Raw genomic sequence first — 15823 nt, forward strand, 5'->3', positions numbered from 1 at the left:
TGTCTTATATGCCTGTTTATATTTATTTTAACACCACGAGCTTTTTCATTCTTTTGTGTAAAATATAAATTAAAAACTTAATTACATTAAACCCATCTATACTTACAATTCTATATTATTCATCATCGTCTTCATATAAATTATCCAAGAATTCATCAATATCATTTGCTAGAAAATACATATTACTCATATCATCAGGATCTTCTGGCTCTTGCTCATGATCCCAAAAATAAATTTTTTCATAATAGGACTCTTCAGTACCTAAGCATATAACATTACCTGCTGAATCATCTGCTATTGGAATAAAGCCCTTAGCAAGCCTAAACTCATATATATCTATAACTTTTTCTAAATTATCATACATATCACCAATTCCATTAAATACATTCAAAACACTTTTCCCAAATTCATCAGAAATATTAAATATACTACGTTCTGGGTATCCGCCATTCCATTGAAGTAAAAACCCCTTATATTTTTCCGTTAATTTCACTCCATTTTCTATTTCAAACTTCTCAATCTCTTCTATAGAAAGTTTCTTATGTGAGCTTTCGATTTTCACCATATTAATATCCTCCCCTTAATTTATTTTCCATTAACAGTTGATACTCCGCCGGCATGAGTAAATTCCCTATGAATATCTTTATCCACAAGAATCATTGTTTTTCCATCTTGATGGTGATGCCATATATATCCTACAGGTGGCTTATCTAGTGCTGGTACCGATGGATCAGAATTTTTATTCAAACCCGCCTCTATATTAGCATTTTTATAATCCGATGGACGATTCGTTGGGCTTGCAATTTCAATTTCTACCTGCTTAACAGTTGGATGCGCATATTCAGTGAAATCCGGATAACCATCAGGATACCTTACAGTCTGTCCTTTTTTATTTGTATATACCCAAGTTCCATCCTCATCTACTTTCACAGTCCCACCTTTTTTCATCCACTTATCTGGAACAGGTGAATATGATGGTTTAGTAGCAAGCTGTTCCTTTGTGAACTTCACTTCTAGAGTATCCTTACCCGTACCCTTAACACCCTTGCTTGTCATATACTGATAAGCATCTTTCAGAGAATGCTGTCCTCTCTCTGATACCATTCCTACTTCAGGCATGACGTAGGCTTTTCCCACACCCGGAATCCATTTGTACTCCAGTAATGTTTTTACTGCGTGCTGGATTTGTTGATTTCCTTGTAGAAAGGTTGTTTTTACGGTTGTAGCACCTTTGTTCCATAAGCTTCCGATTTTGTCGGCAAAGCCTTTTTCTGTGGAGGCTACAAAGTTTACGCCCTCTTTTACTTTGTGGGTGGCTGTTTTTTAGTCCCTATTTTTTACTTTTTATGATCTCAATCTAACAAAATATTTACTTTTTCTTTATTATATCTCATTTCTATACTGAGACGAAAAAAGCACTTGTTGCCTTTTAGTCGGCAAGCAAGTGCTTTAAGTTCATTTGTTTTTAAGTAACATAAATTTGTAAGTTTTATTGTGACAGTATGACACCTTTTGTACATCATGACAAATACTATGTTAAAACTTACGAGTTTGTACGAGTTCGTTAGTTTAATATACATTCCATGTGTTTATATTTATCGCCCGGTAAAATGTCATCTCGCCTAAGCTCGTACTTTGTTTTCTATTCTATCATTGCACATTGTACTCCATGATGGTATAACCATCATGGAGTACTTACTTTCTAACAGCCTATTCTTTTTCTTTTCACTGTAAATATACTATATCCGCATTAATCTATATATTCTACCGTACCAATAAAGTCCAACTTGTAGGTAGTCTTATCTACGAAGTTTACAATTTTACCTTCTTTATTATAATCATAATTATAAATTAAAATGATGGTATTGTATTTAGACTTTAACTTAATGTTATTGTACTGTTGTATTAATTGATTATCATATGAAAAATCTACTAAAAGCTTTTCTATTTCACCTTCAGCATCAGGAATCCAATCTTTTTCAACTAAGTCCCTATCATAATAACCTAATTTAAAATCTTTCCCAAAAATAGAGGGAATACTATCTCCATCTTCATTATATTTTATTTCAGTGTACGTTTCGAGTTCATTAAAATCACTAAAGCATCCTAACCATAAAGAAACATCGTTTTTCATTTTTTACCTCCTCAAACCTTCTGGTAAATCCATAATGCCATTTTTCATTCTATTTTCAGCCCACTCATTAAGCCCTTTAACAAAACTTTCATAGTCAGAAGCAGAATCAATAATCTTTAACATTTCATTATGTGCTTTTGTCGAACCTCTTCTTCCATGACGACCAGGTGGATTTACAAATTCAACATCTTTAGTCAGAGACCTCATTTCTTTAATATCATCCATACTAATTCCCCACTGCTTAAATTTAGGAGTTCTTGCTACAAGATGCCACTCATGGTATCCTCCTGGGCGTCTAATCCTATCTTCTATTTTACTTCTCAACTGAGGATTACTCCACATTTCCTCAAATTCTTTTGCTGATAGATTATCAAACCATTTATTAAACTCATTGTTTCTTACTGATGGAATTTTCACATCACTTAAATGCTTAATATTCCCACTAGTACTCTTACTACCTTCTCCCGTACCCTTAACACCCTTCTCTCCAACACTTTTCATATACTGATAAGCATCTTTCAGAGAATGCTGTCCCATCTCTCGGACCATTCCTACTCCAGGCATGACGTATGCTTTTCCCACACCCGGAATCCATTTGTACTCCAGTAATGTTTTTACTGCGTGCTGGATTTGTTGATTTCCTTGTAGGAAGGTTGTTTTTACGGTTGTGGCACCTTTGTTCCATAAGCTCCCGATTTTGTCGGCAAATCCTTTTGCTGTGGAGGCTACAAAATTTACACTCTCTTTTACTTTGTGGCTGGCTGTTTTTATGCCATCCACAGCTGCTTTTTAGTGGATACTTTTTATTTTCTCAATCTAACAAAATATTAACTTTTTTATTATATCTTATTTCTATACTGAGACGAAAAAAGCACTTGTTGCCTTTCATAGACAATCAAGTGCTTTAAGTTCATATGTTTTTAAGTAGCATGTATTTGTAAGTTTTGTAGTAACAGTATGACACCTTTTGTATATCACGACAACTACTACGTTAAAACTTACGAGTTTGTTAGTTTTATGTCTATTTCATGTGTTTATATTAATGACTCAGTAAAATGTCATCTCGCCTAAGCTCGTACTTCGTTTTCTGTTCTATCATTGCACATAACACTCTATGATGGTACAACTATCATGGGGTATATGCTTTTTAACAGCCTATTCTTTTTCTGTCCACTTCAAAAATAAGTGCTTTTTCGTTTGCTTGTCTTATGTGCCAGTGTATATTTAACTTTAATAACATCACGAGCTTTGTCATTCTCGTGTGTAAAGTATACATTGAGTAGTAAGGTGACTATAATACTTATAAAGTGACTATAACCAATCTCGTTTGTTTACTTATTACTGAAGACTTTTAATCTATACTAGAATATTAATCAACCATATCCACAAAATATTCAGCATCCTGATTAATTTTTCGTATAAATTCCTCCAATGAATCAGCTATTTGGGTCTCAAAAAAATATACAGGAGTTTGTTGAGGAGTATTCAAATCAAGTGTTAAATATACACCCTCGTTTACTTCATAAAAAACCAATTTATCTTCTTCCTCGTATATTCCCTCTAAATCTGGATCAAACTCGTAAATACCTTCTCTCAATGTAATATCTGCTATAGTATCTGGATCCATTATTCTATTTATTGCATCCACATTATTTCCTTTTATAAAACCATAGCCAACTTCTAAGTAAAAATTTCTAAGTTCATTAGGAAATGCAAATCCAAGTCTCTCTTCTGCCACTATAAGTTCATTTTCTTGTAATTTAAAAAACTTATGATGACTATTTTTTATAAAATCAAATGTAGCCATTAAAACTACCTCCTTGGAAATAATTTATTTGATGGTGACCCTTTACCATGAATTCCTGCCTGATGTTCATCAGGAAATTTAGCTGGATGTATATTCCACCATTCATGAGGCCCACCAAAATTATTCTCTATAATATGATGCGCATCATAGGGTTGCCCAATATCCCTTGCTACTCTACCTTTTTTATCATAAACTTCCTCAGTATATCTTGGCCATGTTTGCCCTGTTTTTTCTTCCCATTCACTTATCAATTTGTTTTTCACACTGTTAAATTTATTTCTGTGTTTTAACGTTTCCAATGGCGTCATTTTTTCATACTTATGTTCCCTTAGAGCAGCCTTTAATTGTTCTATTTGGTTTTTATGAAGCTTCAATCCTGTTCTTGACTCTACATCTCTAATATAAACTTTAGCTAAATCGTAATCAATTTTAACTGTACCCTTAACACCCCTATTTGTCATATACTGATAAGCATCTTTCAGAGAATGCTGTCCCGTTTCTCGGACCATTCCTACTCCAGGCATGACGTAGGCTTTTCCCACACCCGGAATCCATTTGTACTCCAGTAATGTTTTTACTGCGTGCTGGATTTGTTGATTTCCTTGTAGGAAGGTTGTTTTTACGGTTGTAGCACCTTTGTTCCATAAGCTTCCGATTTTGTCGGCAAAGCCTTTTGCTGTGGAGGCTACAAAGTTTACACCCTCTTTTACTTTGTGGGTGGCTGTTTTTATGCCATCGACAGCTGCTTTTCCAGCTTTTCCAGCCACCATTGTTATGCCTTCGCCTAGTCCTTTTCCTGCTTTTACAATTGTCTTCCCGAAGCTAGAGGCGACATACTTTATTCCTTTTCCAGCAAGACTCGCGACTTTTCCGATAGGAACAAAGTTTAGGAGTGTCCATCCTGCAGCAATGAGTCTTTCTTTTGTTGATAATTCTTTTCCTGTAATAGGGTCTTTACCGGTAACTGCACGAATTGCATCATTCACTCCGATGAATTCAGCTGCTCCTTCTATTCCTTTTTCCCACCATGATTTTTCATGTTTCTTTTCTTTTGTATGGGTTTCTTTCAATTTTTCGGTTTGTTTCTTTTGATATTCTTCATCTGCTTGGCGAAACTTTTGAGCAATACGCCGTAATTCTTTTTCTGTAACTTGTAAGTTACGTATGTAAGATTCCATGAGTCTCATTGATCTCATATATTCCCCGTAAAAATGTTGACTCGTCGCTCCTTGCCATTGCATTTGAATACTAAACATAGATTGATTGAGATTTTGTTGTATATTCTGGCTGTGTGTTTGCATCTCTGATATGTTTTTGGCAATTTGTTCGAGCTGTTCAGGTTTGACCTTGATCTCCAAACCTTCTCCCACCTTCCTCTATTTTATACCAAAAAGAAATAGAACTGCATCAATTTTTACTTATTCTTTTTAGTGAAAACATCAAAAATACTGTTATCACAAATCGCTTCAATTTCTTCCTTTACAAATAATTTTTGAAATTTTGTTCCTGGGTTCAATATGACATTTGCCTCTAAATCTATCGTTTTTAATAATTCAACTGCATTCATAGAAACATACGGACATTCTTCTGGAATAACCATTTCTAAATGTTTCAAATCAGAATACAGTGGTAACATTAATCCTTCTTCCATTTCAAAATAATGAATTTGTAATTGTGTATTATTAGCTGAAATCAAATTCCCTTCTTCATCTACATTTGTATCTCCCTCGACAGAAGCTACAACGTATAAATTTGATTTCTGTAACATCTCATAAAAACGAACTCTTTTTTCTTCATTCTGTAAAGCTTCCACTAATGCCTCATCTAATGGGCAAATTTCTAGTAAACTCATTAAACTTCACTCCTTATTTGGAATAATTTCGCCATCTTACTAAAAGTAAGATGGCGAAATTTAAATCTAATTATTTTTGAACGTTCATAGCTTTAATTTTTTCTACATTCTCTTTTGCTTGTTTAGTTATTTCCCCATTAATAGCATTTGCATATTTTTCACGAGTTAAAAATTCAAAACATTTATATGCATTATTTGTATCATTTGAAGACATGTATCCTGCACCTTTATTAAACATTTTTACAGCTACCGTATTCATCCATTCTTTTGCATCTGCTTCTGGATATCCTAGTTCCATAGAATGATAAGTTAATTCAATTGCTGAAGCTAAATCTTCAATCGTATCTTTATTCCCGCTTACCTTTGCAGCTTCAAATGTACTCAAATACTCAATTGCCGCTTTTATCCCATCTTTAATTCCCAATTCTTCAATTCCTGGTGTTTTATATAAAATTTGATAGTTGTTTAAAGCTGATTTATATTGCGTTTTTTCTAACTGTTTTGCTTCTGTAATTACAAGACCAGCAACCTTAGAAAATCCTGTTTTTTCAACAACACCACGTGAAGCTGCTTGACCATAATAATGTAAAGCATTATAACGGCTCGTTTGTCCTTCTTTATTTGCTTCATCACCTGCTAATTGTACAAGTTGAATTCCCTCCATTTTTCTTGATGCATTATCAATCATATTCATACCACTAATTTGGCCAATTGTTTTATCAATATCTTTTAACTGTGCAAGTAATGTATATGATGGTAATAAGGTTTTACCTACTTCACTTTGCCATCCTGTCGTTCCATTCATTTTATCCCATTCATTTTCTGTATCTGCCCATAATTTGTTCGCATAGTTAACCATTTCTTCTCTTGAACGTTCCAATGGGTGTTTTGTACGAATTGCATTTGCAATATTTAATACCGCTGTATAGTATTCTCCATTATTTGCAGCTTCGTTTGCTTTTCTTTCAAACATTAGCGCCATTAATAACTTATGAGATTCATCTTTAACAGATTTTTCTACCCTTTCCGTATTTGCTAATAAATTCGCTTTCTTTATAGCATCTTCCGCTGTAAAATTAGGATCTTTTATTTGTCCACGAAGTCCCTCTACAGCCGCACCAAATTGCTTTTCTAATTTTTCTTTTTGTTCTCCAGTTGCTCCGTCAATATACTGATTCGCTAATAGTAAAGCATTTTCATAATGTGGATTCGCTGGATTTAAATACGTTTCTATTTGATCAATCTCCTGATTAAATGGTTCAGATTTTACTTGTGCTTTTTGAGTACTTAAATCTATATTATTTGTTTTATCGTTATTTTTGACATCTTCAGTAATCGAATCTTTTAGATTTTCCTCACTTGATGTACCTGTTGCCTCATTTCCATTTACCTTTCCTTCTGTAACTGCTTTCCCTTCATTACTGCCATTATCTTCTTTTACTTGGCTTGCTTTTTCTTTTGTTTCAGTTGTAGACATCACTACTGATGTTTGGATATTAAGGTTCTTTAATTCTTCTTGTAATAGCTCGTTGAAAATATCTTCTACATGTTGATTCGCTTTTTCTACTAATGTAGGATCTACACTTTCAAATACTGATGTAACTAAATAAAATTTACTTAATGCTTGTTCTAAAGATGCTACATCCCCTGTATTTGACCACTCTCTTTTTTCTTCTATTGCTGTTTGATAAACTTTTTCTGCTACAGATTTAATGTAATCTTTTTTATTTTCACTTAAATACTTTTGTAACTCTTCTTGTGTGGTAACCGATTCATTTAGCACATTGATTTGATTACGTAAATAGAATAATGCTCTCTCATTTGAATATTCACCACTTGTAAGAATTTGTTCTAAATTATCTAATGCTAACTTATGTTCAGCTATCGATTTCGATTTTGATGGTGTATTCAATTGGCTAACAAGCGACCAATCTTCCTTTTTGCTATAGTAATTTGTTAAATTATTTAATGCATTTTGATCCAGTTCTTTTTGACTCGTATAAAAATCATTAAAGAAAACAGATGAGTAGTATTTTCCATTTCCAGCGTACCACTCAACTAAAATATCACCCGTTTTTGGTGATACTGTAATTGTGGGTTGTGTTGGTTCTGGTGGCTTTGGATCCACTACTGGTGGCTTTGGATCTAACACTGGTGGCTTTGGATCCACCACTGGTGGCTTTGGATCCACCACTGGTGGCTTTGGATCCACTGGTGTATTTGGATCTACTGGTGGCTTTGGATTCACTGGTGTATTTGGATCTACTGGTGACTTTGGATCCACTGGTGTATTTGGATCTACTGGTGGCTTAGGACCCACTGGCGTATTCAAATCTACTGACGGCTTAGCATTCGGATCTACTTGTAACTTAGGATCCACTGGTGTATTCGAATCCGCTGGTGACTTTGGATTATCCACCACAGGTCCTCCCATATTAGTTGGCAACTCTAGCTTTTGTGGAGTTGGTGCATCTGATAATTTGATTTGTGGATCTTTCTTTTCTACCGACACCTCATCTGGTTTATACGTTACTGGCGTAATTGGTGATTTATTATTTCCAATTAAGTCTGCTAAATTAATAGTTGGCTTTTCGCCAGATTTTTCATCTTTTTTTGCAGGATCAGCAACTAAATTTGGGAACATAGACTGTAAATTCCCCCCTGTAATACGGTCATCTTTTTTCTCTTCTGTATTACTTGCTAATTTCACTTGTTCTTTTCCTACTGTATTAAAGCCTTTATCGTAGACAAGATACCCTGACGTTCCAAATAAAGCCACTGACATTACAGATATAGCAACTTTTTTTCCTAGATTATTATTGTTTTCTTCCATGTTCTTTTCCCCTTTTTCTATCTTTATTGAATCCAGCCGTTTGTTTTCATTTCTGTTAGTTTTTCTTGCGCCGCTCTTACTTCAGATTCATTTTCATTTGCTTGTACCGTTTTTCTTAAGAAGCGGCTCGCCTCTTCATATTTTTTCTGTTTGATTTTAAACATTCCAAATGCAAAATTCACATGCGCATTTTCATCATTTTGTGAATATGCTTCTGTGAAAAATTTCTCTGCTTCATTTCCTTGTCCCACTTTATCGTATAAAATCCCTATATTCACAAGCGTATTTATGTCGCGTGTCCCACTGCTGACAACTCTATTGTAAGCTTCTAACGCTTGTTGATATGCAGCATTACTCTTTGCACCATCTCGCGTTTCGTAAAATTGACCCGCTTCATAATACACAATTCCTAGCTGATTTAATAACTCTATATTTTTCATATCTTTTTGAATCGCTGCTTGTAATATGTGAGATGCTTGTTGATAATTCATTTCTTTTTTCGCACTATCAATTAGGTTTGTTTTATTCCAAAGCACATATAAATTCGAAAGTTCAATTGTATATATAGCATTCTTTGAATCTTGCATAATAGCTTCTTTAAAGAAAGATTCTGCTTTGTCTAACTGCACAGTTGCGGTTGATAGTTGACCTTTTAAATACGAAACAATTGCCTTATCCTCATTTGTTTTCGTGCTCATTTTGAGAATAACATCTTCTGCCTTTTCAAATTCTTTCATTTTCATATGACTTACAGCTAAATCTCGCATCGCATCTTTTTTGTATAGTTCAATGCCTTTTGCATTATTAGCTAGCGCTTGTTCAAAATTTTGCACTGCTTCTTGATATTTTCCGATACGGAAATTCGCTGAAGCTAATAGATAAGCAGCTTCATTATTTTCTTTATCTATTTCCCTATCTTTTATTAGTTTTGTAATATAATCGATTGCAATTTTATTTTTCCCTTCAGCAACGTAAATCGTTGCTAATTGGAGATATGCCTCGTCTTTGCCCTTCACAGCAATTGCATGACCAACAGCTTCTTCTGCTTTTGTATATTTTTTATCATCATAAGCTTGTCGTGCTTGTTCCATAAACTTTTGATATTTAGCGTTTGTTGTGTAGAAATAAAATAACGTTGAACCACCTATAACAACAACTACAGTTGAGCCAATAATCAAAATCCGTTTTTTATTCTTTTTCCACCATTTAGAAAAAGAAGACGGTTCACTTTGTTCATGAGTTAATGTAAGTGGTTGATTCGATGCTTTTGCATTTAAAATCTCATCATCTATATCATATTCCACTTGTTTTTTCGTTTGTTTCCGGCTCTGTAGAATGCTATTTGGAACTGTAATTGTAGCTGCTACTTCTTGCTGTGACTGTGTTCCTTGCTCTTCTTTTATCTCTTCAATAATGCTTTCAATTTCCTGTTTTAACGCCTGATCAATGTTTGGAAATTGTACGATTCGTGAATAGACGAAACAAGCAAATGCTGCATTGTTTTCTCGTTCCAATTCAGTAGCTAATTCCAAATAATTTTGTAGGACCATTTTTTTATTTATTTCAGGCTCTCGACTCTCCATAGTTTGAATGATGTATGCGAGTTCTTTTTGCAGAGCTGTTGATGGATTGAGTGAATTGAAAATTATTTTATATTCATATAATGCCGCTTGTTTAAAGCCTCTCTCTTCTAACAATCTTGCAATTTCCAAACATTTTGATACAAAAAGAGAGTGTTCTTCTGCTGACTGCCTTTCCGCATCAATTTTTATTATTTCTCTTGCGCTATTAAATGCATCGTACCACTGTGCAAAGCTTGGACATTCTGCGAAAGAGTTACTACTCCATGCCTGCTTAAATAGGTTTGCAATTTCCCCATTCCATTGATTATGTAATACTTGCTGAAGTAACGTATATCTTTCACATTCGGTCTGCATTTCTTCCGTTTTAAAGTAACTTGCATCCGTCCATTTTTTATTCCGAGCTTCTTCACTACACCAACTTAATATTTCTCCTAATAAAATGGCGCCTGCAAATCGATCGACTTCTTTTTGCCATACCCCGCTTTTTAAATACATTGGTGCGTAGCCCGCTGAACCAGCTGGCAATAACGAAGGTCTTTTCGTTTTTGGGCCATACATTTGCTCAACATCAACAAGTTCGATATAGTGTTGTCCTTCAATTGGATTCTCACTCAAGAAAGGTATGAGTACGTTGCTAGACGATAAATCATTATGAGCAACTTCATTTTCCTCCATCATTTTAAGTGTTGTAAGAAATGCTTCTGCAATAAAGAAACATTGTTCTTTTGATAACACTCGTTGTTCTTGTAAAATATCAGCCCAAGTTGGACCTTCAATCCAAGGCATTACAATACTATTAGCAAGATCTTCTGATTTTTCGATAGCAGATGTATGTTCTTCTGTAGTAACGATATAACGTGAACATACTTTAAGACCCGCTAAAGAAGAAAGTGGTTTCAGAAATGCTAGTTGATGTTTTTCCTCACGATAGCGTTCCTTAAAAACCTTTAATGCAATTCGGTCCACACCATTTTCTTGTTGTAATTGATATACTGTTCCTTGTCTTCCTTCTTGACCATAGGGCATTTCAATACCAATTACAGCTGGGTGTTTCTCAAAACGATACACATCTTTATTAAGGTTAATTTTTTCTCCTACTTCTGGTCGGAATCCCATTTTATCCCCTTACTCTCGTATAGCAATTTTTCAAAAAAAGACCAGGAACAATAGCTCCCGGTCTTTTGCGATTGTTCTATTCTTAGTATGCGTTATCTGTGTTACGGAATTTATCAGCAATACGTTTTAAATCTGTAGAAATCCCCTCTAAAATTGGAATATATTGTTGCATTGCTTGTTTAGATTGAATAAATTCTCCACGGAATTTCGCTTGTGTTGCCCCAGCCCATTGACCTTCTAAACTATTAATGTCGCCCTCAAGTCTATTAATTTGGCTTTGAGCTTCTCCTGCTGCGTTTTTAAAATTTCCTGAGATTCTTTCAAGTTCTTCTGGTGTGATTTTAATTTCTGCCATCGTAATAATTTCCCCTTTCAAATCATAAATGATACAACAATTAGATTATAAACTATATTCATACAATTTTTAAAGGGTTAAATTACAAAAATATTCTATTTTCTAGTAATTTAACCCTATTTTAATATTATTTCACTTTTAATTCTGACCATTTTACACTAATTTTATCTGTCATGGTGCGAAGTAAATGTAATGGTGTATATGCACATTTTATTTTTATTGGCTTTCTACGTATGCAATATCCATCCCCACTTAATAATTCTTGATCCATTTCAGTATGAGGCAGTTTCATATTAAAGAAATACACATCGTTATTTTGTGTCGTCCCCAATAAATAACCAATACTTCTCTTTCTAATTTCTGCAAACCATTTTTCATGAGAATAGCTATTTAGACTAGACGTTGTAGCGGCTGTCATAAAGTGAATCCCTTTATTTTTACAGTTTTGGACTATTAGTTCCATTTTATTTTTTGCCTCATAATCAGTAGATAATATAGTTAACAATTGATCGATATCATCAATTGCAATGATTATTCTCTTATATGGAAACTCCACTGTTGTGTTTGGATCTATTGAAGGCATTACTGGTTCTCTATTATTTATTAGCTCTAACAATTCATCTAACATTTCTTTTAATTGCATACCATCTGTAACTTTCTTTTTCACATGAGGTAAGTCTCCAAGAGCTAATATACCTGTTGGTCTTTCACCAAGGTCTACTAAGTATAGTTCAACCTTTTCTGGAGAGTATTGATAAGTAGTGGTGAACAGAATCGTTTGTAATAGCGATGTTTTCCCGCCTTCTATTCTTCCACCGACAAATATATGGCTCATTTCGTCTAATGAGAAACTTTGCAAACGAATATCCTCTGTTTCGATACCTGCCGAAATTTGGGCAGTTTCTAATTGCTCAACCATATGCTCTACAAATATCTCTTTAGGTACCATTGGAATATCTTTTGCTTTTTCACCATTCCATTCCCTATTCATTTTTTGAATAATCGTTTTTAATTGCTGGGAGTACTCTAGTTCACTTTCACCAATAAACGGCAGTGCTGCTTGGAACAATTCCGGTGGTTGGCCTTTCATTAATCCGCGGCCAATAGGAACTTCAAGTAATGGGAAATTAGGTCTGCCAACTAAGTTATGATATTCAGTTCTATCTTGCAATTCAAATGTAATTGCCATCGGTATATTATTACGAATACGATCGAACATATCAATTGTTTGATTAAGGGAGAAGTAGAAATATACTCCGTATGTACTTGATTCACGCAATAATAATTCTAATACTTCATTTTCTTTCTCAAATTCATTTTTGAATCTTATATAACCATCTACCATTATAACTATAGCTGGTATTTTCTTTTCTACCATTCGATTATACATAGAGAATGACTTTGCACCGATATTAGAAAAACTCTCTTTTCTATCCGTGATTTCCTTCTTCAAAAATCCGAATAGACGTTTCATTTTTTCATTTTCGCCTTCTTGCACAATCCCACCTATATGAGGTAAATCTCTAAAATCTAAGAACATACGGCCAAAATCAATAACATAAAAATTCACTTCTTCTGGTGTATGAGATACCGATAGGGACATAATAATGGTTTGCAACATCGTCGTTTTCCCTGTACCTGGCATACCATAAATATTTAAATGTCCATCTTGTAAATTTAACGCTAGGGGAAATTGTGCTTGATTTGCAACATCATCAATTAATCCTACTGTTACTTGTAAGTTTTCTTTCTGTTTATTCCACTCGTCAATTGTCCAATCTTCCATTGCATAAAATTCTTTTAACAATAACTTTTCTGGTAAAGGATCCAGCCAAGGTCCTGGTAATGCTTTAATATTTTCTTTTTCTGATACGCTCTGTACATATTGAATAAAAGCTTGTAATTGCTTTGGACTATTTGTCATTGGTTTTGGACGCTTCTTCACTTTTATTCTTTCACCTGAAAGCTTAACTTCTGTAAAGTCAACAACATCAAGAACTTTTTCTTCATCTGGATTATAAGGTGCTCCGCTCCATGCAGATTGAAATAACTCCAATACTTCATTGCTGCCAACTTGTAGATATCCTCGTCCCGGTACATTGATTTTAGATGCATCTGGAATCTTTAGCATTTCACGACTATCCGCATCATCTTGTACACGTAAACAAATTCGAAAACGCGAGTTACTCCAAATCTTGTCATTTACAACCCCTGAAGGTTTTTGAGTTGCTAATAATAAGTGAACTCCTAATGTCCTTCCTATTGCAGCGACACTAATTAGCTCGTCCATAAATTCTGGCTGTTCCTTTTTCATTTGAGCAAACTCATCAATGACAATAAACAAATGCGGTAAAGGTTCTTTTTCACGCCAGCTTGTTTCATAATATTCATCTAAATGTTGGACATTTCCAGCCTGAATAAATAATTTTTGTCTCCGCTCTAATTCTGCCTTTAATGAAATTCTGGCACGCTCAATTAAGTTTGGATCTTCTAAGTTTGTAATAGATGCAATAATATGCGGTAAACCAGCAAAGGTGTTTGACATTCCGCCACCCTTATAATCGATAAGCATAAATGCCATCTCATGAGGATGATAGGTTGCTGCTAACGCTGCAATTATAGACTGAATGACTTCACTTTTTCCTGATCCTGTTGTACCAGCCATTAAGCCATGCGGACCATGCCCTTTTTTCTCTATTTTATCGTGAATATTTAGAAAAACAGGCTTACTTCCTTCTCTTACACCAATTGGAACCGGTAATGAAGTCGGATATCGATTTTCTTTCCATCTCTCTTGCACCTGTAACTCTTCCATTTTCTTAGCTTGAAACAAGTCTAAAAATGTTAATACTTTTGGAATGTTGGCTGCTGTAGAACTTTTCATCCTAATCGGTGCAATGCTTCGCGCTCCTAATTCACATCGTTCGAATGAAAGTCGATCTACTTTAAAACTAGCACGGGTTGTCCCACTGTTTTCAGCTGAATTTGAAAACGTTTCTACTAACTCACCTTTTTCCCCATTTAAGCTAATAACAAGATCACATTCCATAGGTAAGCGTTCCCTTTGTTCTGCAAAAATAAATGTAGAAGCTCCGACACTTTCCCCTTCTCTAAGTAACATTGGAGTTAACGGATCATCCTCTAAAAATTCTCTCGCTGATAAGAAAAAGACATACATTGGAATTAAAGGAACTTTCGCATCCGCTTGTGCAGAGGAATTATAGATTCTACGCATATTAAGTGGTGTAAACAGCACTTCAGCTAATTTCTGTGCATCTTGTTGATTTTCAGATAGAAAACGCATACTTCTCTGTTCATCCCATACGTGAGGAAGCCATCTCATCCAATCCCACTGTTTTTTCTCCTTCTCATGATAAAAGGCTGCTATTTTCACTTCATTTGGAGCATGATGTGTCATAATTTGCGTCGTTACAATTCGAATAAAGTTTAATCTATCTTCTTTATTCCCAACTACACCAATTACATCGTTTTTTTTCAAAGAAATTGAAATATGTCCATTAGGTATCGTATTAAAATCCCTTTTCACATTTTGTGCTTCTGTAACTAATGGATTTTCTTCATAACCTTTCTGCTCAGGCACCTTCAACTCTACAAGGAAGGGTCTTTCTCCTGTTCCGATACGGATATCCAAGAAATCTGGGCTTTCAGGTGTTCGCTCCCATAAATTACTTTCTTGATTTTCAATTCTTTGTACGCTTTTTAATGGACTTGGATTTTGTGTAATTAAATATTTTGCTTGTTCAACCTTTAACGTATCTAATTCCACTCGATGCTTTTGAATTTGCTCTAAGTATCTTGTTTGTAATTGTTCAACCATTTGACGATGTTCTTTCTTTTTACGGAAATGCCCCATCGTTGTAATTACATATGATCCTAACATTGGAATACTTGAAACCATCATTAATGGCATATAACTTGAATTCATCTTCATAAATTTCATCATTACAAAATATAATATCAATGTTAAAATCGTCATCATTGCTGGCAGTAACATTGTTTCGATTGAAAACTTCGGCTCCTCCGGTATATTCGGTGGATCATGAATAATAACATCCCCTGTTGGTATATCTACTTTCACACGCGGAGAGCGTTGAAAATATGGTGATTTTTGCACAAAACATT

Annotated in this window: 10 protein-coding genes and 2 pseudogenes; all 12 read right to left on the minus strand. The window is 34.5% G+C overall.

Going from position 1 to position 15823, the window contains the following annotated elements:
• Positions 1-115: 115 nt before the first annotated feature.
• A complete protein-coding gene (locus SJY24_RS19600; RefSeq protein ID WP_377865872.1) occupies positions 116-565 on the minus strand; it encodes an SMI1/KNR4 family protein in 450 nt (149 codons plus the stop codon).
• 20 nt (positions 566-585) lie between these two features.
• A pseudogene (locus tag SJY24_RS32090) lies at positions 586-1323 on the minus strand (HNH endonuclease); the annotation flags it as partial.
• Between the two features lie 29 nt (positions 1324-1352).
• Positions 1353-1574, minus strand: coding sequence for a hypothetical protein (locus SJY24_RS19615; RefSeq protein ID WP_238536147.1), 222 nt, complete (start codon positions 1572-1574; stop codon positions 1353-1355).
• Positions 1575-1750: 176 nt separating this feature from the next.
• Entirely contained in the window at positions 1751-2134 is a 384-nt protein-coding gene (locus SJY24_RS19620) for an immunity 22 family protein (RefSeq protein ID WP_377865873.1), read from the minus strand.
• A gap of 3 nt (positions 2135-2137) precedes the next feature.
• Positions 2138-2923, minus strand: a pseudogene (locus SJY24_RS19625) (WXG100 family type VII secretion target); the annotation flags it as partial.
• Positions 2924-3503: 580 nt separating this feature from the next.
• Positions 3504-3941 carry an SMI1/KNR4 family protein gene (locus SJY24_RS19630; protein WP_063219629.1) on the minus strand — a complete coding sequence of 146 codons (438 nt, stop codon included), beginning with the start codon at positions 3939-3941 and terminating at the stop codon, positions 3504-3506.
• A gap of 5 nt (positions 3942-3946) precedes the next feature.
• Entirely contained in the window at positions 3947-5299 is a 1353-nt protein-coding gene (locus SJY24_RS19635) for a WXG100 family type VII secretion target (protein ID WP_377865874.1), read from the minus strand.
• Positions 5300-5355: 56 nt separating this feature from the next.
• Positions 5356-5793, minus strand: a complete 438-nt coding sequence (locus SJY24_RS19640) for an SseB family protein (RefSeq protein ID WP_377865875.1) — start codon at positions 5791-5793, stop codon at positions 5356-5358.
• Between the two features lie 70 nt (positions 5794-5863).
• Positions 5864-8626 (minus strand): ring-infected erythrocyte surface antigen domain-containing protein, encoded by a 2763-nt coding sequence (locus tag SJY24_RS19645; RefSeq protein ID WP_377865876.1) that lies wholly within the window; start codon positions 8624-8626, stop codon positions 5864-5866.
• 23 nt (positions 8627-8649) lie between these two features.
• On the minus strand, positions 8650-11325 hold the full coding sequence (locus tag SJY24_RS19650) for a tetratricopeptide repeat protein (protein ID WP_377865877.1): 2676 nt from the start codon (positions 11323-11325) through the stop codon (positions 8650-8652).
• Between the two features lie 82 nt (positions 11326-11407).
• Positions 11408-11680, minus strand: coding sequence for a WXG100 family type VII secretion target (locus SJY24_RS19655; RefSeq protein ID WP_002141592.1), 273 nt, complete (start codon positions 11678-11680; stop codon positions 11408-11410).
• A gap of 127 nt (positions 11681-11807) precedes the next feature.
• Positions 11808-15815, minus strand: coding sequence for a type VII secretion protein EssC (gene essC / locus SJY24_RS19660; protein WP_377865878.1), 4008 nt, complete (start codon positions 15813-15815; stop codon positions 11808-11810).
• Positions 15816-15823 lie beyond the last annotated feature (8 nt).

It is taken from the genome of Bacillus sp. R86525 (genome assembly GCF_042466195.1).
Lineage (GTDB): Bacteria > Bacillota > Bacilli > Bacillales > Bacillaceae_G > Bacillus_A > Bacillus_A nitratireducens.